The organism is Streptomyces sp. NBC_01335 (assembly GCF_035953295.1).
Classification (GTDB): Bacteria; Actinomycetota; Actinomycetes; order Streptomycetales; family Streptomycetaceae; genus Streptomyces.
Window position 1 is genome coordinate 6,093,300 of sequence record NZ_CP108370.1, and the last position, 23,167, is coordinate 6,116,466.

Sequence of the window (23,167 nt, forward strand, 5' to 3'; positions counted from 1 at the left end):
GCGCTCCCGCTCTCCGCTCTGGCAACGCTCCGCGGAAGGATCGGCACCGTCGGCGCGGACACAGATCCGGACCCGTCCCATGGCGCTCTGCCGGATGTGCGAGGGGTCGGTAGCGGCCTTCAGACCCGTACCCTCGCGGACGCTGCGCAAGGGCCCAGGCGTTTTCCTCGCGGCTGGCGGAGCCCCGTGCGTCCGGGGTGGCGGTCCACCGGACACCCGCGCGGATTTGCGTGTGGAAATCCTGTGAACCAAGTCAACATGCGTTAGCCTGACTCCCGGCTCCCGGGAGCGGGAAGGCTGCGAGGGGTACCCGCTCAAGTGCTCCCGCAAGCCGACACTCCGGGTTCCGCTCGGCCGACGCCTCTGGAGAAGTGATGACCTCGCCCCCCGCCGTACCGGTGACCCTGGCCGAGATCGCCCGGCTCGCGGGAGTGGGGCGGGCCGCCGTCAGCAACTGGCGCCGCCGCTACGACACTTTTCCGCCACGGATCGGCGGCACCGATGTGAGCCCCCACTTTTCTCTGACGGACATCGAGAAATGGCTCAGGGAGAACAAGAAACTGGGGAAGGCCTCTAGCCGCGAATGGCTCTGGCCCCGATTCGAGGCCCTGGGTGACCGTGACGAGACCGGGCTCGCCATCGCCGTCGCAGGGCGGTTGCTGGCCGGAGAGAAGAGCGACGGCGGCTGGGCGGACGACGCCCGCTCTGGCCCCGTAAGGGCCGCTGTGGAGCTGGGGCGGCGCGAGGGCTCGTCCGACGTCCTCACGTTTCTGCTGCGCCGCTGGCTGGATACGCACGTACGCCAGATCACCGTCACCCCCGAGCCGCTGGCTGACCTCATGGCCGATATCGCCTTGCGGGAACGCGAGTCTGCCGCCGACGAGTACGGGCAGGCCCCTGTCACGGTGCTCGACCCCGCGTGCGGGGTGGGTCATCTGCTGGCCGCCGCCGCGACGGCCGTCCCCGCCGCCCTGAACCGGCCGGCCGCGCTTCTCGGATGCGATCGCGATCCAGTGCTCACCGCTCTTACCGATGTGCGGCTCGCACTGTTGCCTCGCCCCGGGGCACCGGCGCCCGATGCCGTGGTCGCGCCGGGGGATTCCCTCCGCGCTGATCCGCTCATCGGCACACGGGCGGACATGGTGCTGTGCAACCCGCCCTCCAACGAACGAGACTGGGGGTACGAAGACCTCGCCACGGACGCCCGGTGGGCACACGGAATGCCGCCCCGCACCGAACCCGAGCTCGCCTGGGTTCAGCACTGTCTCGCCCGGCTCCGCCCCGGCGGCAGCGCGGTCCTCCTGCTGCCGCCGACCGTCGCCGCGCGCAAGGCCGGCCGGAGAATCCGCGGATCGCTGCTGCGCACGGGTGCTCTGCGGGCCGTGGTGGCGCTCCCGCCCGGATCCGCGGCACCGCACAGTCTCTCGCTGCACTTGTGGGTACTGCGTAGGCCTGCTGCGGGGGAAAACCCGCCAGGTCCGGGGGAGCTCCTGCTCGTCGACGCGGCCGCGCGGTTTCCCCGGTCCATGGCCCGGGAGAACGGTCCCGAATGGGGTGAACTCGGCGCTTTCATCAGGTCCGTCGTCTTTGGCGCGACCGGCGAGGCGAAGGGCGGAACCGCGGGTGGGGGCTCCGACGTGACCGAGTGGGCCGCGGTTGTCCCCGTCATCGACCTACTCGATGACGAGGTGGACCTCACTCCCGGCCGCCACATCACGACGGCCTCGGGAACTGCCGGGCCCCGGCTCGCGGACTCGTGGACCGAGGTCGGCGAACTACTCGACGCTCTCCGGACCGAAAGCGCCCACCTGGCCGCCATCGATCTCAGCAGCGGCGCGGCGGATCAGCCGTACGCAACCGTCGGTGAACTCGCCCGGGCCGGGGCGCTCACCCTCCGATCGGGCCGCCATCCGGACGAAGCGGCCACGCTGGAGCCCCGGCACGGGAGGATCCCGCTGCTGACCCTCTCCGATCTGCTGCTGGACGGATCGCCCGGCGGATGGGCACACCCCGACGACGCCGTCGTCGTGGAGCCCGGGGACGTGGTGGTCGTCGGTGTCTCCAGGGAGTTCTCGGCCTGGGTCCACGAAGGCCCGCCCATGGCGGTGGGCCCGCAGATCCACGCACTCCGAGTCGACCCGGAGGTACTCGACCGCTGGTTCCTTGCGGGTTCGCTCAAGGCGTCGGCCAACGCCCGTCACGCCGGTACCCATACGTCGAGCTCCTCCCGGATCGATATGCGCCGACTCCAGGTGCGCAGACTCGCCCTGCCGGAGCAGCGGCGGTACAGCGAAGCGTTTCGGCGGCTGGCCGCCTTCGAGCGGCTGGCCGAACGGTTGGGGTTCGTCGCCAAGGAGCTGGGGCGGGACCTCGGCGACGAACTCGCCGCGGGACGCCTGGTGTACGGGAAATAGACCAGGCCCTGGGAGGCAAGGTGCCTGCCGGGGAGCGTCGGACGGTGCCGGGCGCTCCGGCGGGTCCTGTGACGTCACTCCCGTCCGGGCGTCACCCCGGAATCCAGTCCACCGTCCCGTGCGGCGAGCAGTTCGGAGACACGGTCGGCCGCCTCGCGGCGCTCCGTCTCCACCTGCACGGCGTACGGTTCGGGCAGCGCCGCCGCCGTGTAACCGGCCTCGGTGACCACGTCGATCGCCGCCTCGGTGTCGCCGTCGGACTCCAGGCGACACCGAGCGGCACGCAGCCCGAACACCGCGCGGTCGGCTCGCTCCCGGGGGTTGTTCCCGCGCACCAGGTCGTTCGCGATGTTCTCGTAGAGCCGGGCGGCGGCGACGAAGTCCCCCAGGAGCCAGAGCCCTCCGGCGGTCAGTTCCCATACCTGCCGGACCAGGGGCCGGCGTCCCCACTCCTCGCGAACGCGAGGCGCGAGCCCGGCGAGTTCACTCACCGCGTCCCCGGGCTCACCCTCCTCCAACTCCCGTTCGGCCGCCGAGCAGAGGAGTTCGATCGCATCCGGGTCCAGCCACCCCCCGTCCTCGTCATCACCGGGTTCCCCGACCGCCGGATCCTGCTCGGGTGAGTCGTCCGCAGCAGCGTTCTCGTCGGGAAACCGGAAAGGGCGCGTGGGGTCGTGGGGAATCCACGGCCGGGGCTCGGGGTCGCCGGGCCGGGGGGTGAACGCGAGTAGACCGTTGAGGATCTCCTGCATGGGCGGGCGCTTCTGCGGTTCTTTGGCGAGCCCTCGCAGCACGATCTCGTCCAAGGCGTCGTCGATCCCGGCCGCGAGGTCGCTCGGTCGCAGCGGCACCGTGCGCAGATGCTGGCGTTCGACCGATCCGTCGCGTTCATTGGCGACGAACGGGGGCCTACCGGTGAGAAGTTCGTAGAGTACGCAGCAGAACGAGTACACATCCGTGGCGGCGGTGGCCTCCTCTCCCTGGATCTGTTCCGGTGCCTGGTAGCCCGGTGTGCCGAGGGTGGAACCCGGCTGGGTAAGGGTGGACTCGATTCCGAGGCGCTTGCCGATGCCGAAATCGATGAGGAACCCCACGCCCTGCTCGGAGATCATCGCGTTGTCGGGCTTCAGGTCCCGGTGCACCACACCGCGGCTATGGGCGTGGGCGAAGGCGGCGGCGATCTGGGCCGCGGCGGATACGGCGACGACGGGCGTCAACGGTCTGTACCGCTGCAGGAACTTGCGCAGATTGATTCCCACCACGTGAGACATGACCAGGTAGGGGACCCCGCCGTGCGTTCCGAAGGCGTAATGCTCGGGAATGTTGCGGTGCCGCAGGTAAGCGAGGAGGCCCGCCTCACGAATGAACCTGAGGCGCAGATGTTCGAGTTCTCTCTCCTGCTCCTGGGTGTCGAGCTGACGGAGATCCTCGGTGTCCAGTCGCAGGAACTTCACGGCGACCTGTCGGCCGGTCTTCCGGTCGTGGGCCCGCCAGATCTGCGCCATCCCTCCCTTGCCGGCCGGATCGGCCAGTTCGTAGCGGCTGTCGATCAACTCCCCTGCTTGTACGTCCTCCCAGCCTGCTTCCACCCTCAGCGCCCCTCCGTCATCGACCCGCTGCTTGCCTGAAGGCGTAGCGTACCGTGAGTCGAATGTGGATGATGTTGCGTAACGACTTAGTTCACAGGGTGTGTCATGCTGTTCAGGTGCTTCGGTGGCCCGTGTTTCTCGGTTCACCCCGTCCGAGCCGGCGCTGATCAGGGGGAATCATGGAGAATCCGCTCGGGACCACCGGTGAGAGCTGGCTGGTGAAGGTCAGCTCCACTCATGCCCGGACTGATCCCCACGCCTGCCCGTCCCATCTGCGTACCGCGGTAAGGCCGTTGCTCAGCGCGCACGTCCCGGACCCCGCTGGCACGCCGCCCGCACTCCCCAAGGGTGAACAGCCTGTGCGCTTGGAGGATTTCGGAGCCGGCCCCCTCTTCGCGGCGCTGGATCTATGGGAGCACAGGCACCGAGACCCCGGGCGTGTAGTGGATGAAATGCGCCAGACCCGTGGCGCATTCCGTGGGCGCAGGGCGCCCGCCCACCCCTCCCTCGTGGCGTGGACCATTCAGGCGTTCGAGCGGTATGTCGCCGCCCGCACCCGGGAACAGGATGCGGCGCTGGCCGCCGGACTGCCCCCCACGGTCCCCGTGCCACTGGACTGGACCCTGCGCACGGCGCTGCGGGAACACCCCGACGACCGGGGTGCGCGGCAGTACGAGCACAAGACCTGGGGCCGTCAATACGCCTCGGCCGACGGCACGGTGCGAGATCTGTGGATTCCGTCCTTCGGCCGCGCGAAGACCGACCGCCCGGCGGCGGAGAAGGCCGCGATCGCCCATGTCGTCGCGCTGGGGCAGCCCGCCCGGCGGCGTGCCCGCCTCGCCCACCCGCCCGAGACCTCCCTGGTGAACCCCACTCCGCCGGAGCGGGTGCGGGTCTTCGACTTCGGTTGCGCGGACGGCAGCGTCACCCCGCTGCTCGACTGGGGACCGGACACAGTGCGCGATCTGTTCAGGCGCGACGCCGCGCCCGCCTTCATCGCCGCTGCCACCGGCACCGGGGTACGCCCAGGGGCAGGCTGCGTCGGCTGCAAGGTCATAGGCCACTGCGCCCACCTGCCGCGCACTCCGGAGCTGTGGGGGCCGCCACGAGCCCCCGTACCGCCCCGTGCCGCTCGCCGCTCCATCTCGGCCTGGGACCTGCGGCTCCACGGCGAATGCCCCGCCCAGTACCACCTCGCGCGCCAGTTGCGCCTCAACGACCTCACCCCCGAAAACTCCGGAGCACGCCGTGGGCGCGCGGTGGACGCCGTGCTGAACGCTCGGCACGCACAGAGTCCTCCGCGCAGCTGCCGCGTACTTCCCCCGGCGTGCGAGAGCACGCTCTCTCCCGCGCATCCGCTGGAGGAACCGCTGGCCCGAAGCGCCCTGCGCATGCTCGACGAACACCGCGCGCTCTGTCCGCTGGACGGACTGGCCCCGGGGGAGAAGGTGCTGACGCAGCACCGGGTAACCGCCTACATCCCCGAGCTCGACGTCGTCGTCCTCGCCGTGCCCGACCTGCTCCACACCCGTAGGGGGCGATGGATCTGGCGGGAGACCAAGACCTCCGCCTCACCCTTGTGGGAAGGTCGCCCGCTGCTGCGCTCCTTTCCGCAACTGGCTTTGGCGGTCCTGCTGTTCGACAAGGGAGCCCTGGGCGACGGGGCGCGCCGCGGCCGTGTCGAGCTGGAGCACCTGCGGGAGGGTGCGGGGGAGAGCGGCCTCGAAGCCATCGACCCCGGCCACCGCGCCACGGTGGCCGAGGCACGTGAGGTGATCGCAGACCTTGCCGAGCCCCTTCTGCGTGACACCTCCTACGAAGCCCGCCCCGGCCGTCACTGCCTCGGCTGCCAGGTGCGCACCTGGTGCGAGCCCGGCATCGCGTACACCGCGGAACCTCGGCCCGGCGCTGCTGTCTGCGATGTCGTGCCGCGACCGGAGGAGGCGACATGAGCAGCTATGCCGGGACGATTCCGGACTGGCTGGAGAACCCCGACGTGGTTCTCCTCCGTGACGTCGCCACGGCCGTTATGCGGTTGGACGAGGTAGAGCAACTGGACTCCTTCGCGCTCCCCTATCCCGACGACGCGCAGCGCGCCCTGGACGGGCTGGTCCTCGCTTGTTTGCGCGGCGGGGCGCGGCCGCCCGCCGGGGTACCGGAGATGGTCCACTGGTGCCGAACCCGACCGTTGAGAGGCTGGCCTCTCGACGGCCTGCCTCTGGGGCTCTTCAACAAGGACAACCGGCTCATCGACCCGGACTCCGGGACCCCGACGCAACTCTGCGGCGAGCTGGAGGTCAAAGGAGCCGGGAACAGTACCGGACGCCAGTACGTCGACCTGGTGATCCGTGAAGCCATGAGCGCCTGCCGTGCGGTGAACTCGCCCCAGTCGTACACGGCCTTCCGCCGGCTCCTGGTCGCCCGGCCCGTCCTGACTGAGCAGGAATGGCCGGACATCAGCGCGGACCTCTACCTCGACCCCGTCCAGTTCCTCATCGAGGAGATCTACGCACCCGTCCCGGCGAGCCACGGCAGGGACGGCGCAGCCGTCACCTGCGCACGCTGTCACACCCTGCTCACCCCCCTGGTCGGGAACGGGTGGTGGTGTGAGAACGACCGCTGCCGGCACCTGGGGCTTCCGCCTCTCGGCCGGCGGCTGGCCGCCGACGAGGTGGGGGAACTACGTCAACTCCGTCGCCCACTGCGGCAGTTCGTCACCAGTCCCGGACACGCCGAGGTGGAACTGGAAGGGAAGCTGCGTGCCCTCGGTCTCACCGTCGAGATGTGGCCCGGCTTCGACGCCTACGACCTGAGGGTCGCCTTTCCCGACGGCCATGTCTGGGCGATCGACGTGAAGGACTGGACCCACCCAGGTTTTCTGGGCAGAGCCGCCGCCGTCGTACGGCATGAGCCGCCGTACGACGAGGCTTGTTGGGCAGTGCCGCATTTCCGGGTACGCGAGCGTGGCGACTACCTGGAGACCTTCGCCCGGGAACGCCCCGTCCACGCCGCCGGGCTCCGCCTGCTCAGCGACAGACAGGTGGTCGAGGCCGCCCGGAAGCGCCTGCGGGGCGAGCGCGGTCCGGGTGCGCGCATCGCACCGGAGACCCCTGTAGGGGGAGCCGACCGTGCGTGACCGCAGCAGCTGGTATCAGCAACTGGCCAGAGACCTGAAGCCCTGGCCCGCGGAGTACCGCAGCATCAAACCTGCCCTGCTCTGCCAGGTCGAACTCGGCCTGCGTCTGCTGGAGACGCTGGGGCCCGGGCAGGCGGCGGACGGGGCCTGGGTCCTCCTCGGCGGCTACCCCTTCGCCTCCACCGCCGGCATGGTGAGAACCCCCAGCGACCAGCTCGCCCTGACGGCGGCCCGCCACCTCCTGTGGCCCATGCGGCGGCGACGCCTGTGGCAGCAGAGTCTGGAGAGCTATCGGCGACTCCCCGAACAACTGCGGGGCTACCGTGTTCCGGTCGAAGGCGGACCCGCGCGCCGGGTCGCGCATGCGGTGGCCGCTCACCGCTTCGACATCTACGACAACGCGCTCGGACGGATCCCCGACTTCGCGAAGAACCCGCTACCGTACGCCGGCGAGGGAACCCACCGATTCAAAGAGCGACGCCGGTACTCCTCCGTCACCGTTCCTCCGGAACTCGCCTTCGCCCCCGCGCCGGGACACGATCTCGCGACACCCCGCCCCGGCCCCGGCGGCGTCATTGAGGTCCCCCTCGCCCAACTGGACGACACCGCGGAATGGATGGACGCGGAGGAGGAGCGCCTCGGGAGGTCGCCCGGCCAGTGGCGAGAGCGGTTGTCCCGCCTCGAACTCGACGGCCGCACGGCGGACGGAACGGACTTCGAGCGGGCGGAGGCGCTCACCCTGGACGGGCTGACTCATCTGGTGGGCATGGTCGGAGCCGGGAAGTCGACCCTCATGACCCTGCTCGCGGTATGGGCACACCGGCGGAACCTACGCACCACCCTGGTGGTCGGCGATGTCGCCGAGCAGCTCAGCCTGACCCAGCTCCTCCAAGGACTGGGGTTGCGGGCGGCACTCGTCCAGGGCAGCACCACCCGGCCCAAGCATACCCAGCGCCTGCACAGGAGACTCGCCGCGCGCGGCGAACGCTCGCTGCTCGACCACACCGACCGGACCTTCGTCCACCTGAGCACGGCCTGTCCGCTCGACGCGCTGCGGGCTCTGGAGACCGTCGAGCCGCTCCGCTTCGCCGACGCGCCCTGTGGCGTGCTGCATCCGGTGGACCGTACTGCCGACGAAGTGGACCAGGAAGAGGACGCGCGATCACACTCCGCCCGTGTCACCCGGGAGCTCCAGCGTGCCCGGGGTGTGCGTCCGGACGGCGGGGCCGGTGGTTCCGCCGGTCCCGCCCCCGGTGACACCGAGGAGATGGAGGCCCCCGGCAACCCGCACGCATGCCCCCTGTGGAGCGCCTGCCCCCGGCACTCCTCCTCCCGCGATCTCGTGGACGCGCTCATCTGGGTTGCCAACCCCGCGAGCCTGGTCCAGACGGCGGTACCGCGCCAGCTCAACGCCGAGCGCCTGCGCTATCTGGAACTCGCCTGTCTGCGCAGCGACATCGTCGTAGTGGACGAGGCCGACCGCGTCCAGATGCAGCTCGACCAGATGTTCGCCCCCACGGCCACTCTTGTCACCACCGGCCCGGAATCCTGGCTCGATCGGCTCCAGACCCACGAGATCTCCGAACTCTCCCGGCAGGGACGGCTGCAACTGTCGGACCAGGACGTCGAACGTTGGTCGTCCGCCCTTGATGTCGTCGGCTCCGCCGCGGACCGCCTCTACGCCATGCTCATCGGCGGCCCGGCGCTGCGGGAATGGGCACAGATCGACTACTTCAGCCCCTGGACGCTTCAGGAACGTCTGCTCAACGCCTGGTACCCGCTGCCCCACCCGGCCACCGAGGACGACGGCACGGCGAGCGAGACCGAACTCTACGACGACGAGGAGGCCCTGCACCACGCGCACGAGACGCCACCCACCCCGGAGGACATCCCTTGGGCCGCCTGCCGGGACCGGCTCACCAAGGTCTTCGACGTCTTCCGCGACGACCCCCTCGGCGATCGCGGGCCGTACGGAACCCCCGCCGACGATCTGGCGAGGCTGGCCCACGACATCCTGCACACCCTCCATGAGCAGCGGACGCGCGGGCGCGTACGAGCCCTGCTCGACACCCTCCTCGACGGTGCGCCGAAGCCTTGCGAACGGCCGTCGCTTCCCGGCGAGGCGCTACGGAACGAATCCGAGTTCAGTGAGGAGTGGCTCGAACTCAACGCGGCACGCATGGAGTTCACCCTGGTGCTCGCGGCCCTGCACCAGCGGCTCGACCGGGTGACCTTTCTGTGGCCCCAGGTCGAGGCCGCCCTGCGGCTCGACCCCGGAGAACACGAGCTGACCAGACGCCCGCCCCTGGACTACGCGCCCCTGCTGCCCGAGTCTCCCATGGGCAACGTCCTCGGCTTCCAGTTCCTGCTCGACGAGCGCGACGGCCGGGAAGGGCGGCGTACCGGCACCCTCCGCTTCTTCCGGTGTGCGGGGGTGGGCCGCGAGCTCCTCCTCTCCCTTCCTCAGCTGGGCGCCGACTCCGACCGGGGAACGGACGGCCCGAACGTCCTGCTCATGTCCGGGACGAGCTGGGCGGGAACCTCCACCCGGGCACACGTGGTCACGCCCGTCCAGGCCGTGCTGAAACCGCAGCCAGAGGCGCTGCGCTCGATCGGAAAAACCGTCTTCCGTACCGAGTTCATGTACGACGACGCCGGACAGCCCATCCGTATCTCCGGGCAGGACCGGAAAGACCGCGAGGACGTCCTGCGGGTGCTCGTGGAAAAACTGGCAGGGGGTCGCCTCGACCGCACCCCCAGCCCTCTGCAGAACGAACTGGCTCAAATTCCCGACCTGCGCCGCAGACGAGCCCTTCTGCTCGTGGGCAGCTACCGGGAGGCCGCGGTAGTGGCCGCGAGACTGTCGGAGATGTCCGCTTGGCGGGACCGCGTCCGGGTGCTTGCCGCGGACGATGCCGCACTGGAGGCGTCCCTCGCCTCGGAAGCCGAGTCCAAGGGTTCCGCGACGGCACCCGCGGTGCGCCGCGGTGACCTGGCGGCCTTCGCGGAAGACATCCGTGCCCAGATCCTGGTCGCGCCGCTGCTCGCGGTCGAACGCGGACACAACATCCTCACCGTTCCCCTGAGCCCCGGAGAAGAGAGGGTGGCCGCGTTCGGCACCGTACTCTTCCTCGTCCGCCCGCACCCCCGCCCGGATGACCTCTTCCTCTCAGTCTTCGCCGTCAACGACTGGGCGGCACGGTTCATCCGCAACCACCCTCGCCTGACCGGGGGTACCTTCGCCGAACTAGTAGGCGACGGGACGGATTTGGACGGAGCGGGCAGCGCCTTCCGCACGGCCGCGCGCGGGGTGTGGCGCCGGCTGCTTTCCCGTTCCTACATGTACTCCAGGCTGTCCGACGCGGAGAAGGAGTCCTTCGCCTGGGACCAGCTGGTCACCCTCTGGCAGGTGATCGGCCGCCTGGTCCGTGGCGGGGTCCCCGCCAGGGTCGTCTTCGTCGATGCCGCATTCGCCCCCCGGCTCGCCGCAGCCGGCGGCCGCGCGTCGGAGGAGCCGCGCCCGCGTTGGCAGCGCGATCCCGGCCTGCTTGTTCGCTTGCGCGACGTACTGGCCCCCTACTTCGCCCCGGGCCCCGGAGTCTGGGCGGATCCTGCCGACCCGTCCCTGGTCAGGCTGCTCTACCGGCCGCTGTACGACGCTCTGTGCGGGATCGACACCTCGCCGCCCGGAGTGCGCTGACCCGCCGCGTCCGGACGAACCCTGCCGGACAGTCACCGACCCGCCACCTCTGAGCCCCTCGATGGAGCATCGCCGTGTACCGAGAGATCCGCCGCTCCGCATACCACCTCGCCGATCCCATGACCCCGTGGACCGAGGACTACCGTGCCCTGCGCTTCCCGGAACGCTGGCAGGGCAGGCTTCTTGCGCTCCACAACCACGGCCGGCCCGAGACCGAGTGGCAGCGGAGCCTGCCCACCAGAAACCTGGACACCGCGTTGCAGACACTGGCCCCGGAGGTGATCGTGCGGCCGCGGGCTCGCCCTCCCATCGGCGAGGGACCTGTGCCACTCGAGGACTTCTGGATGTACGTGCCCGCCAACGCGCCTGATCCTCTTCCCGGCCGGGCCGGCGCTCACGTGCTCAACGCGTGGCTGCGTACGATCGTGCCCCGGCGGTACGAGCGCGACCCAGAGCTGCGTGCCCTTCTCCTGCGGTGCAGCGATGAACTGACGGGCACTCCGCTGAGCTGGGAGAGCGTACCGAGGGTGGACCTTCTCGGCACACCGCACACCGACGGCGGGACGGCCGCGCCGGAGCCCCGGCAGTTCCAGCTTGCCACCGACGCGCTCGCCCGCCGCATCCGCGACCTCGAACCCTATCCCTTCGAGGGGGGCGAACTACGCTTCCGGGCACTGCCCCGAGGCCCCCGCGACCAGGGCGCGGAGCTCATGTCCCAACCCTTGTGCCGCACCATCAAGCGCAAGGAGTGGTGGTTCTCCATCACTCTCAACATCTCGCTGCACACCGCCCCCTTCGCCTCCCGTCCACGGCTGCATTTGCACTGGGGTGTTCGCCGCTGGGCCACCCACACGCGGTCCGACACCGGACGGCTGCCACTGCCGTACGGCCAGTCCACCACGGTCCATCTGCGGCCCAAGATCCCCTGGCTGCCCGGAGTGCCCGCGACCGAACGCGGCGCCCTGGCCAGGCTGCGGCGCGACCGTGCCTCCGAGGGCTTCACTTGGGCGGAGAACGATCCGGCCGGCATCCTGCACCAGCTCAGCGTCGTCGGACGGTTCCCCGTCCCCGACCGCCTGCTCGCCGACCCGACCGACTGGATCGGCGACGGCCCCGGCGTTCGGGCTGCCGTCGTCCACAGCAACCACATGGGTGTGCACGAGGTCGGCCCGGGGCTCATGCCCCATCAGAGGTCCCAGCTCACGGCCTGGGCGGAGGCGGCGCTGCCCGCGGGCGTGGTTCGCTTGCCAGACCTGGTGCGCGGCCGGGGCAAGGGCGTCGGCGCACCTGCCAATCGGCGCCCGAAGCCGGTGGGTGAACAGGCTAAGAAGGCCGAGGAAGTGCGCGCAGCGCTGGCCCGACGCCGAGCTCTCGCAGTCCTGGCCGACCGTACAGGGCTCATGTCCGAGCCGGCCGCCGAGCAGCCGCACGTGACGGTGCGCCTGCTCTGGCAGACCGCGGAACTGCGCCGTCACGCGGTACGGGAGTTCGCCAGGACACTGGGCCTCGACGGCGACGGCGGGGCAAATGATCTGCCGGACCAGGTTTTCGACGACGCCCGTCCTGGCCAGCCCGCAGTGCTCGTATGGCGGACCCCGGAGCTTGTGGTGCAGTTGCGCTGTCTGCCGCTCACCGACGGGCTCGGGGACCGGCTCGTCCTCGATCCCGCCGTCCGGCGCAAGGGAGAACGGGTGGCCCGTGCTCTGGCTGCTCGCCGCCGGGAACTGAGCGGCTGGCTTCGTGCGGACGGCGCCGACCCGAGCCGTCCTGGCCTCGCCCTGGTGGAGATCGCCCATCGCAGCACCTTCCGCGAGGCCGGCAGCGATCCCAAGTTCGCCAATCGTCTGGGGTGTGCCGACGCGGGAGTCCTGACCCAATTCGTCGTCACGCCGTCCGGGGAAAGGGGGATCGCGAATGCCGACACCGTCGAGCACCGTGCTCATCATGCCTGGCTGGACGGCTTCCGCCAGCTCGGCGTTCGCGTCCTGCCCGAACACACCCTGGGCGGTGACCTGCCGGACGGACTTCAGTACGCCGCTCTCTGGATGGTCAAGCGGCGCAAGGACGGTCCCACCCGGCTCCCGAGACATCTGCCGGTCGCCGTGCTCGTCACCCCGCTCCCCGAAGGCGGTGGGCTCTGCGTCGTGCGCGGATGGGACGACGACACCCGCACCTGGATCCCCTATCCGCACTTTCTGCTCGGCCTGGTGAAGAAGGCCGAGATCAACCAGTCCGCCCCGGACGAGCCCGGCTCCGCCGGTACAGCGGACGACATGCCGCGTATCACCGCGAAGGCGCGGCGGACCAACCTGTCCGAGCAGCGAAAGGAGACCGCGCGCTTCCTCCAGCGCATGCTGCACTCGCTCCGCAATCACCCGACAGCGCTCATCACCCATGCACAGAACAGCAGGTCGCACTGGCCCTGGCTGCAGGACGGGCAGATTGAACCGGACATGATCAGGATCGGTCACGCTCCACCAGGAGGTATCGACGACGAGCTTCGTCTCGTCCGGGTGCGCGGACGGGCCGGCCGCGAGACGGCTCAGTGGTGGGGCTTGGCCGAGCCGGGCAAGGCCCACGGCCAGCCGGCGGGGTTCTGGGCGGTTCGACCGAGTGATGGAGCGCACGGCGATCCAGGCGAGCGGGTGTTCCACAGCAGTACGGAGCGCCCCGGAACCTTCGCGATTTCACCGGCACTCGACAGGCTCGCCGCCCGGGTCAATGCCGCGGGAAATCTCACCTCTCAGGCAGGCACCGGAGCCTGGAACCCGACCCTGGTCGAGATCGCCGTACTTGGCTGTCACAGGGAGTGCGACGTCGAGCTGCCGGCGCCTACCGTGCCCGACGAACCCGAGGCCATCGCCCTTGCCACGCACCAACTGCGTATGGCCCCCGACTATCCTGTCGCGCTCTCCCTTCCGCTTCCCCTGCACCTCGCCGGACTTGCTCAGGCCTACGTCCTTCCCACCGTTGCTGCAGACGAGCCGGGAGCGGAGGCGGCAGACGGGGATGTCGAGCCTGAGCCTCCGTACGAGAGGGCCGAAAGCTCTCAGGGGGGGCCGGACGTCGGCGATCCCCCCGGTCCGGTCGCGGAGCCCGAGGCGCCCGTCGAGCTCTCTCTCCGCTGAAGTGTCGGCACCGGACGCCCGGTGTCGGTTGCCACTCGGGTGGACGGTTCATGTACCGCTCCACCACCGGAAGCGGGCCGGGAACTCTCCCGGCCCGCCTCATACCGATGTGCTCAGGCCCCGCCTTCGCCCGGTCCAGTCGTCATCGTTCCGGGCCTCCGCGGGCCGGTTCTACTCGAATTCGGAGAACAGCGCCGATTCGCGGGCGAGCTCAGCCGCCGGCCGGACCGGCTTCCAGACCCGGCCGTGCCAGGAGGCGGAGGCCGTACCGAGCGCGTGGCGGGCATCGCGCCGCCGGGAGGAAACCGTCCCCCTGTCGCAGCGCCTCGGCGCGGGCCGACCGTCACGATGTTCGATCTTAATTCGATTCATAAGCTGCTTCTCCTTGTCTTGGGTTTCTGCTTCTCGGTCACCGGGTCGGATTCCTCCGCATTCGATGGCCCGTCGGGGCGCTCGAATGAATGTCCCAGTGAATCCCTGTTCCGCCGAAGTGGTGGGAGTGGAGTGCTTGAAGACTGGCAGACCGAGCACGTCCTGGCCAAGTCATTGGCGTTAGGTGAACGTTAACAACCTGTCATTGGCGTGTGGCATGCTTTTCTCTCAGGTGTTCATGGATCTGCCACCCACGGGAAGACGGTGAGGCATCATGGAGTTCCGATTGCTGGGTTCGGTGACCGCCCTTCGGGGTGACCGGGCTGTCGTCATGAGATCGCGAAAAGTCTCCGAACTTATGGCTGTTCTGCTCGTCTCACCCGGCCATCGCGCATCTCATGCCGAGATCATGCGATATCTGTGGCCGGAAGAGTCCTTGAACTCGAATCGCATCCGGCAGAACTTCCACCAACTTCGGACGGCCGTTCCGGAGATTTGTTCGGAGAGCAATGAGCGGGGGTCCTGCAGGATTCGCGTCCAGTCTCAGGACCTCGATCTCCTGCGATTCCGTGAATTGCTGCAGAGGGCGGATTCGACGGGTGATTCCTCGGTGCGACTCAGGTCCGTCCGTGATGCGATCGATGAGTGGCGGGGAATTCCCTTCGAGGGAATGCATGGCTCCGCGTTCGAGCAGACACGGAGCGAACTGGAGAAGGAGCTCAGAGAAGCCATGATCTCCTGCGTCCTGGCAGAACTGCAGTGCTCGCAACCGCGAGCCGCACTGGACCGGGCCGATTCCGCCCTGATCCGCTGGCCGACAAGTGAGGCATTGCTCGAACTCAAGGTGCGCGCACTGCGCACACTCGGCAGACAGGACGAGATCCCGCCACTCCTGGTCGAGTGGGAGCGAGAATGCGGTCGTCCCACCGCTCACCTGCTGCTCGCCGACCATTCGGGGGAACATGATCGGGGGAGTGCCGCCCCTTTCCGTGCGACGGCTCCCCCGAGACCCCGTCAGCTTCCCCTCGGCGCGGTCCGGCTGGTCGGGCGCCGACGTCGGCGTGAGAGGTTGACGGAGGTCCTTCTCGGCCGGGTCCAGGGGCGGTCCCGGCTGGCCGCCCTCTCGGGAATGCCGGGCGTCGGGAAATCCGCGCTCGCCGTCGAGGTCGCGGTAGCGCTCGACCAGTACTTCGCCGACGGCATTCTTCACATCGATCTCGGAGGTGTTGCCCCCGATGGGCTGCTGCGCCACGAGCATGTGATCGCCAGGCTGTTGAACGATCTCGGAGTGCGCCCCGCGACGCCGACGCTGGACGGCATGGTGTCCGCGTATCGCACCGCACTCGCGGACCGTGCGGTCCTCCTGATCCTGGACAACGCGCGGGATGAGGAGCACGTCCGTCCGTTGCTTCCCCCGGCCGGCCCCAGCGCGGCAATCGTCACCGGCCGCCGTCACTTGCACGGACTGGAGATTCGGGAGGACGCCGAACTCATCGCTCTCGAGCCACTTGACCGGGCGGACGCCGCAGAACTCCTCCGCATGCGGCTCGGAGAGGACCGCATGCGCACAGCCGCTCCCTTCATGGCCGACATCGTGGAATACTGTTCGGGTCTTCCGCTGGCGCTCGGGATCATGGCCGCGAGAATTACCCGGCGTCCCGCACAGGCGCTGCCGGACGTGGTCCGTGAGCTGCGGGTGGAGCGCACCCGGCTGCGCTCGCTCGATCTGGGTTCTGAGAACCTGAGCGTGCGCCTGTCGTTCGACGCGGCCCATCGGCAGCTGTCCGAGCCGGCGTCGAAACTGCTCCGACGACTGGCGATCCACCCAGGCCCGACGATCAGCTGGGCTGCACTGCGGGCGATGGACACCGAGGACGAGGCCCAGGTCAGTGAAGCGACCGACGAGCTCCTGCGGATGAGCTTGGTGACCGAGCCCTCTTTCGAGCGATACGCCCTGCACGACCTGGTCCGGGTTCATGCAGAAGCACTTACCTGCGAGTGGGCTCAGGCCGATCGGGTCCGTGTGGCGAAACGGGTGCTGCACTTCCTGCTGCACCACGCCTGGGCCTGTGACCGCCGGTTGGAGTCCGGACGCCGGTTGCCGATCGAGGGGCCCGGCGCACTCAGGGTCACAGCTCCGGCCGACGCGGCGGAGGCGATGAAGTGGTTCGAGACGGAGTACTCGACCCTGACCGCCGCAGTCGGACTGGCCCAGCGGCACCAACTCGACCGCTATACGTGGTTGTTGTCGATGGTCCTGGTTACCTTTCAATGGCGGTCCGATCGCCATCTCGACGCGCTCGCCGGTCTTACCCGTGCTCTCCCCGCGGTGACACGGGAGTCGGGCCCGGCCGACGTCGCCATGGTGCGTCGCATGCTCGCGGGCACTCATCGCGCGGTCGGCGATCTCGCGGACGCCGTGCGGGAGCTGGAGAGCGCCGTGCGGATCAGCGACGACGACGGAGACCTGCTGGGGGCGGCCCTGGGGCGCCACGCCCTCGGGGTCCTGCTGCAGGAGAGCGGCGCGCCCGAGGAGGCGCTGGAACACTTCGATGCGGCTCTGTCGGCCTTTGAAGAGCTCCACGACACCCTTGGCCAAGGGGCCGTACTGAACGGCATCGGCAGTGCGCGATACGACCTGGGACACCATGAAGAGGCGGAGGAACACTGTCTACGGTCTCTGTCCCTGCTGGCGGGCACGGCCGACATCAACGGGCAGGCGCATGCGCACTTCAGCCTGGGCCGCATCCGGACGGCGCGGGCGGATCACGAAACCGCCATCGCAGAGTTGGTGCGTGCTCGTGTGTTGTACCGGTCGCTCACCTACGGGAGCCGGGAGGCCCGGACGCTGGTCTGGCTCGCGAAGGCGCTCCGCGCCGCCGGACGGGTCACCGAGTCGGCTGACGCGATGGGGCAGGCCGGGGCCGTACTGAGAAGGATCGGCGAGATGGATGTCGACGCAGCCCTCGACCGCCTCGCCCGCCTTCCGTGATCGGTTCGGTCGTTCGCTGGGAAGACGCCGTGACGGTCCCGGCTCGGCCAGGAGCGTGTGCGTGATCCGTGGGGCCCGGTTGACGCTCGGCACGGACACGTCCAACGGGATGACCCGCGCTTCACGTCTGCTGTCCGCAGCGCCCTGGGAACGGCCCGGGGCTTTGGGCCGTCACCGCCCAGGCCCACCCATCGCGCGCGATGGCGATGAAGGGGCGCCCGCCGTCGTTGGCGAGGTGTGGGAGACCGCCTACGGGCGCGCCTGCCGGTCCAGGTGTCGGACGACGCCTCCACCTGAACCACGGCCTACTCCGCCACCGCCGGTGCGGGTGGCATGGAGCGCGTCGAGGGCCTGACGCCACCGGCTGCTACGTCCGCGTCCAGGGCGCGGCCCGGGGTACGTCGTACGGTTGCTCGCTGTGGAGGCTCGAGGTCTACGGCTCCGCAGTCTCCTGACCGTAGATCACGGCCGCGTAGCCCTGGACGAGGCATAGGAGCCGGACGAAGCGGCTGACCGCCCGATACCTCTCCAGGGTTCGGCATGCCCTGCGCACTGGGCTACGGATCGGGGCTTCACGGGATCACTGTGAGGTCGGCACCTCGCCGGTACCGGAGATCAGGGTGCGGAGCTTCTCGCGGGTCTCCGGGTCGGTCGAGTAGATGATCGTTCCGATCATGCCCCGGGTCAGCAGCACCTTGTACGTGTTGCGGATGAGACGGTCCACATCCTCGTCGAGGGTTGCCTTGGTGAAGGACGGGTCCTTGGACGCCTTGCGGTCGACCACCCAGCGGTCGGTCCTCCAGACGAGGTCTGGGCCCATGATCACGCCGGACCAGTCGTACTCGAAGCCCTGCGCCGTGTAGACACAGCCGACCTGACCGAAGCCCGCGGGATCGGTGGCCCAGAGCGGCGCCGGCGGTGCACCGAGCAGAGATCGGTCCCCGAACAGGTTCCAAGGCTTCGCCCAGTCTCCGACCGTGACGTCCGCAGGCAGCGAGGTCATGCTCGGAGTGATCTTCTTCGTCCACTTCCAGCAGTAGCCAGCCGACATGCGGGCCTCATAGCCCTGGGCACGCTGGGCGGACAGGAACTCCTCCAACTCCTGCGGACTGTTTGCCGTCAGGAGGCGTACCTTGTCGTCCGGCTCCCACACGGTGGGCGCTTGCCCTTCGAGCCCCAGCAGGTCGACCACCCAGCGGAGGTAGGCGTCGCTTCCACCGCATCGGAACTGGCTGTCCAGCTCGACCACCGAACACTCCAGCCCTTGCTCGGCGGCAGCCTCCCGGATCTCTTCCACGGTTCCCATTTCGCCCGGACGCACCACCTGGTGCTGGTCGAGGAGGAACACCGGAACCCGTGCAGCGTCGATCAGTTCCGCCACCTGAGGGCGGCCCGTGCGCAGGGCGGCCTTGGTGTAGCGGTTCGCGGAGGTCTTGCGGAGCCGATGTGCCTCGTCGCAGACGACAACGTCAAGGTCGTTGGGCTCGGCCTCCATAAAGCTGTTGAAGTAGCGGAAGAGCTTTTGGACCTCAGGTTTGCGGGCTCCCGCGACCTTACGCATCGTCTTGGTGAAGGACTGCGAGCCGGTGGCGTGAAGGGCGGGTACCCCGCGGCGGTACAGATCGCCAAGAAGGGACAGGGCGATCACGCTCTTACCGGAGCCCGGGCCGCCGGCCACGACCACAACATGTTTGTGGTTGGACCTCCGAGCCTTCCGCACTGCTGACATCACCGTCTCGTAGGCGAGTCGTTGCTCGCCCAGCAGCACGAACTGCTCCCGGTTCCGCACTTCTTCGGCAGCAACGGCCATGAGCTGCCTGGACGGCCGCACCTTGCCCTGGAGCAGAGTGTCAGCCACGTCGGCGCCGGGTTTCGGCGCCAGCAACGAGCGCAGGTAAGCCAGGAAGGCGCCGCGCTGCTCACCGGTGAACATCCGGCCTCGATGGTCCTCCGTGACATCCCGCAGCCCTGCCACCCCGAACTCGGTCGCGTTGTGCAGGTACGCCACTCCAGCGATCGATTCCGGCGCTTGTTCCAACGCCCCGTTGAACGACACCAGGTAGTCGCAGTAGCCCCGCACCTGTTCGATCGGATTGAGGACCGGGCCGGGGTACGCGTCGATGCGGCACCGTAGCGGGTCGTCGGCCTCCGGGTAAGCGGCGCTCCACTGCTTGAGCTCGACCACCACGTAGGACGGTGCGCCCGTAGTCGGATGCACGCCGGCCAGTATCACATCCGCGCGCTTACTGGTCAGGGGCAGACCGTATTCCAGCAGCATCTCCACGTCGCCTAGCCCGGCTTCGACAAGCGCGTTGGTAAGCGCTGGAATGCTGCGTTCCCAGGAGCGCACCTCTGACGGGTGGGGTCGGTGGCGGTGCTTATGAAGGAAGTTCTCGCTCAGGAGCTGTGCCAGTCGTCCTTCAAGTTGGGTGCGGGTGGCCAACGACGCCGCGGACTCACGGAACAGCACGAGAATGCCCCCAGGCAGCACGAAGTAGCTCGTGCGGGTGGGGGCATGTCCTTCGGATCCACTGAAGTGGAGCGGAAGCCCGGCGGGCCGCTGAGATGGTCGGCGTAATCCTAGAACAGGATGTGGATCATGTCTCCTCAGGTGTCCCGGAGGTTCTACGATCAGGTGTTGGCCCTCTTGCCTCGCATGCCGTGCTTTTGACGATGAGGGAGGGCTTCGAGTGGCCGTTTGGCCGATCGCGCCATCTCTTGACGCGTTGCGGAGTGGAGGTGGCGGGGTCCTCGGCAACCGAAGCGGCGATGTCCCGCTCGTCGGTGTCTGGTGCTGAGCTTGTGGATTCCAGGAATCAACGGGCCGTCCTCGACGATGCATCCATATTCGCTACTGCGTCAAAAAGTGGCGAGAAAACACTGTTGCGCTACCGCGCACCTCTCCTGGGATTCCGGCGGTGTCCGTCCAGTGAGGAATCCCGTACCAGTTGGCGCACTCATGGTGCTAGGCCGTGTCTGACAATTCCCGCCGGGCGGTCGGCGCCCGGCACGGCACCTCGCGGCGTTGTCGGACCGCCCGAGTACATCCAGTACTCGGCCGGTCCTCCGCCTTGCGATGCACCGCACCGGACACCGCCCGCTGATCCGACGCGAATGGTCAGACACGCCCTAGGCCGATGCGGTCGCAGTGGTAGGGGGCTGTCGGGCGAGCAGGTCGAAGAAGATGCGTTCTTTATCACATGACGGGTCGTCACCTTCGTTTTGGCTGGGTCATGTTCTACGTGGGACGCTGCCAATCATCGCAAAGTCGGGAAAGGGCCACAGGAGTGCCCGGTATCGGCGTAGTCTCCGTGAATTGTCGCAGGCGGGCCGTGGTGGCCCGAGGTGCGGTGGAGGTGCCATGGGTGGGGACTCGTATGTCTCAGCAACGTCCAGCGATCGCAAGCGAACGGGGGTACCCGATCCGTACGGCGACCAGGCTTTGCTGACGCCTGCCATGACGAAGGGCTACGACGCCGCATCCGCCGGGGAACGGCATCTACTGCTGCGCTATCTCGAGGCGGTGGTCGCCGCCCGAGAGGCTCCAGTGCACACCACCGTCGCCTTCAACGCCGTGTACTTCGGCTACGACCTCGGCGGAGATGGCTATGGTGGCAGCCCTCTGCGCCTCGACGACTTCCCCGTGATCACCCTCGGGGGGCGCGCTCCCGCCCTCCCGGTCGGTGCCATGGTGTGCGTCGCCACGGGGTCGGACCCGCTGTACGCGGAGATCGTCCACCGCGAGGGCGCGCATCCGGAAGTGGGTCCTGTCGGTGACTTACCGGCCTGGGTGTCCGGCGCTCCGGCCGGGGCAGAGGGCCCTGGCAGGCCGGGAAGCGACGCGGCTCCCAGCCGAAGGGAGCTCCTGGTCCCGGATCTCCATGCTTTCGGACCGGCTCTGAGTCTGTCGCCGACCCAGCTTCACCGCCTGCGCACGCGTCGCCGCTGGATCAACGAGGACGGACATGTCGTCGTTGATGTCCGATACACGTCTCCGGAAGCGGCCAGGCGCGACGACTTGACGGCCTACGCCGAGCACCTCCTCACCACGGCGCGGGAGCAACTGCTCTCTCCCTTCGTTCCCGTTTCCCTCGCCGAACTCGTCGGCGGCACGAGCGATGACGCTCTGCGGGCGGGGCTGTTCGGTCTGCTCGACACGGTACGAGGCGTCCTCGATTCCAGCGCCATGTTACGTACTTGGGGTTACTACGCCGTGACCCGCGCCTCTCTCGCGCGGTGCTGGGGAGATACCGGCCCCCTGGGCGGCGGCGACCTCAGGTTCCTTGCGGCGGCGGTGGAGCATGCCGCCGTCCCGGTGAGGCGGCGCCACGGCCTCATGGCTCCGGTCACCGCGTACACGGCGATCGGGCCGCGGCTGCATCTGTTTCCCGGCGCGAGGGAACTGCTCGAGGGGGTCGGGTACGCCGCAGCGGTCTGCCGGGCGAACGTGACGCTCGCCGACATCGTCCGAGGAGACAGCGACCAGGGACTGTTCGCGAACGGCTCCCGGATCACGCTCGACGACGCCTTCGAGAGCGGAGGCATCTGGCGGTCCCACCATCCGGGTAACGCCGATGGGTCCGGAGACCCTCTGGCCCCGGCAGGGCGGGGCTGGACGTCGACACTCCCGCCGACGCCGACGCCGACGCCGACGCCGACGCCGACGCCGACGCCGACGCCGACGCCGACGCCGACGCCGACGCCGACGCCGACGCCGACGCCGACGCCGGAACCGGAAGCCGGGAGAATACCCGTGGACCTGCCGCTCGCCGACGACGTCTCCCTCGGTCCGAGTGAACTCCTGCGCGTCGGCGAGAGGGAGATCGTCTGGCGCTCGCCGTTGCGACTGGTCCATCTCATCGAGGGCTGGTTCCCTCTGCACCCGTACGTCGCAGAGGAGTTCTGGCAGCCCCACGGCCCGCGTCCTGCCTCCCACCTCACAATCGACCACATGCGGGGCCCACTGGACGAACGCGAGGAGTCGCAGGAAGTGGGCGCCGAACTCGGCGACGAATGGGGCCGACTGACGGGAATCACCTGGCCCCGCGACTTTCTTCCCGGCCTGATGCTCGACCTGCACTGGATTCGCGGCGGGACAGCCTTCCGCATGGCGACGACCCGGCTCACCGAGCCGGTGCAGTTCGGGGACCGCGTGATCGGGTACTGCTACGACCCGCGTGTGCTCACCAGGGACGACGCTCCGGGCAGTGATCGCCATGGAGACAGCGCGGTCGGGCTAGGCCCGAGGCAGCTGGTTATGCGTACCGTTCGCCGTTGCGGGCTGCTCACACTCGACGGCCATGCCCTGCTGGACCGGTCGGTCCTGCCGACCGCGGCGTATGGGGGGCGACCGGCACCGTCCCAGGTCGCCGCCCTGGAGTCGGCGGTGGCAGACCTGCTGGCGGAACGGCTCCTGGAGTCGGCACTCGGCAGTCGGGACTCCTGGGGGCAACCGCATTACCCGGCGCGCGAGGAGCAATCAGCCATTCCGCTCATCGGCTACCGCCCCGTACAGCGACGGGTGATACGCCCATGGGGCGGCACCGAGCCGGAGAGCGGGAACCTGCTCCCGCTCCAGCTCGTCGCCGGCCACCTGAGGCGCCTCCGGCCGGGCTGCTCGCCCAGCGATGGGCAGCGAGCCGCTTTCCGCGAACACTGCCGCGGACTCGGCAAAGCCGACGGATGGGAACTGCCCTATGGCTACACGTTCGTCACCGAGCACACTCGCGGCCGCTGACCCGTGATCCGTGGGGCCGCTATCTTCCTCTCCAGCTCTCGTCTCCCGGTTCCTCGTCGTCGAGCGAGCCGGTCCCGCAAAACCAACCAAAGAATCGGA

General features: G+C 69.1%; 9 protein-coding genes. 7 read left to right on the forward strand and 2 right to left on the reverse strand.

Translation table 11 applies throughout. The features are described from left to right. Positions 1 to 374: 374 nt before the first annotated feature. The gene (locus OG599_RS26280; RefSeq protein ID WP_327178423.1) at positions 375 to 2,414 is read left to right on the forward strand and encodes an N-6 DNA methylase; all 2,040 of its coding nucleotides are present in this window, start codon (positions 375 to 377) and stop codon (positions 2,412 to 2,414) included. A 74-nt stretch (positions 2,415 to 2,488) separates the two neighbouring features. On the opposite strand, the gene OG599_RS26285 is transcribed toward OG599_RS26280, so the two are convergent. Beyond that, positions 2,489 to 4,003, reverse strand: coding sequence for a serine/threonine-protein kinase (locus OG599_RS26285; RefSeq protein WP_327178424.1), 1,515 nt, complete (start codon positions 4,001 to 4,003; stop codon positions 2,489 to 2,491). 509 nt (positions 4,004 to 4,512) lie between these two features. On the opposite strand from OG599_RS26285, the gene OG599_RS26290 reads away from it, so the two are divergent. From OG599_RS26290 to OG599_RS26310, 5 genes are all read left to right on the forward strand, one after another. Continuing rightward, entirely contained in the window at positions 4,513 to 5,955 is a 1,443-nt protein-coding gene (locus tag OG599_RS26290) for a PD-(D/E)XK nuclease family protein (protein WP_327178425.1), read from the forward strand. After that, complete coding sequence (locus OG599_RS26295) at positions 5,952 to 7,139, forward strand: restriction endonuclease-related protein (protein WP_327178426.1); 1,188 nt, start codon at positions 5,952 to 5,954, stop codon at positions 7,137 to 7,139. The genes OG599_RS26290 and OG599_RS26295 overlap by 4 nt, the downstream gene beginning before the upstream one ends. Beyond that, positions 7,132 to 10,839, forward strand: coding sequence for a hypothetical protein (locus OG599_RS26300; RefSeq protein WP_327178427.1), 3,708 nt, complete (start codon positions 7,132 to 7,134; stop codon positions 10,837 to 10,839). Before OG599_RS26295 ends, OG599_RS26300 begins: the two co-directional genes overlap by 8 nt. A gap of 74 nt (positions 10,840 to 10,913) precedes the next feature. Then, entirely contained in the window at positions 10,914 to 13,967 is a 3,054-nt protein-coding gene (locus OG599_RS26305; protein ID WP_327178428.1) for a pPIWI_RE module domain-containing protein, read from the forward strand. 730 nt (positions 13,968 to 14,697) lie between these two features. Beyond that, on the forward strand, positions 14,698 to 17,331 hold the full coding sequence (locus OG599_RS26310; RefSeq protein ID WP_327178429.1) for an ATP-binding protein: 2,634 nt from the start codon (positions 14,698 to 14,700) through the stop codon (positions 17,329 to 17,331). 580 nt (positions 17,332 to 17,911) lie between these two features. Here the strand turns inward: OG599_RS26310 and OG599_RS26315 are convergent. Next, the gene (locus OG599_RS26315) at positions 17,912 to 19,801 is read right to left on the reverse strand and encodes a DUF2075 domain-containing protein (RefSeq protein ID WP_327178430.1); all 1,890 of its coding nucleotides are present in this window, start codon (positions 19,799 to 19,801) and stop codon (positions 17,912 to 17,914) included. Positions 19,802 to 20,692: 891 nt separating this feature from the next. On the opposite strand from OG599_RS26315, the gene OG599_RS26320 reads away from it, so the two are divergent. Beyond that, complete coding sequence (locus OG599_RS26320) at positions 20,693 to 23,068, forward strand: hypothetical protein (RefSeq protein WP_442809554.1); 2,376 nt, start codon at positions 20,693 to 20,695, stop codon at positions 23,066 to 23,068. Positions 23,069 to 23,167: the final 99 nt, after the last annotated feature.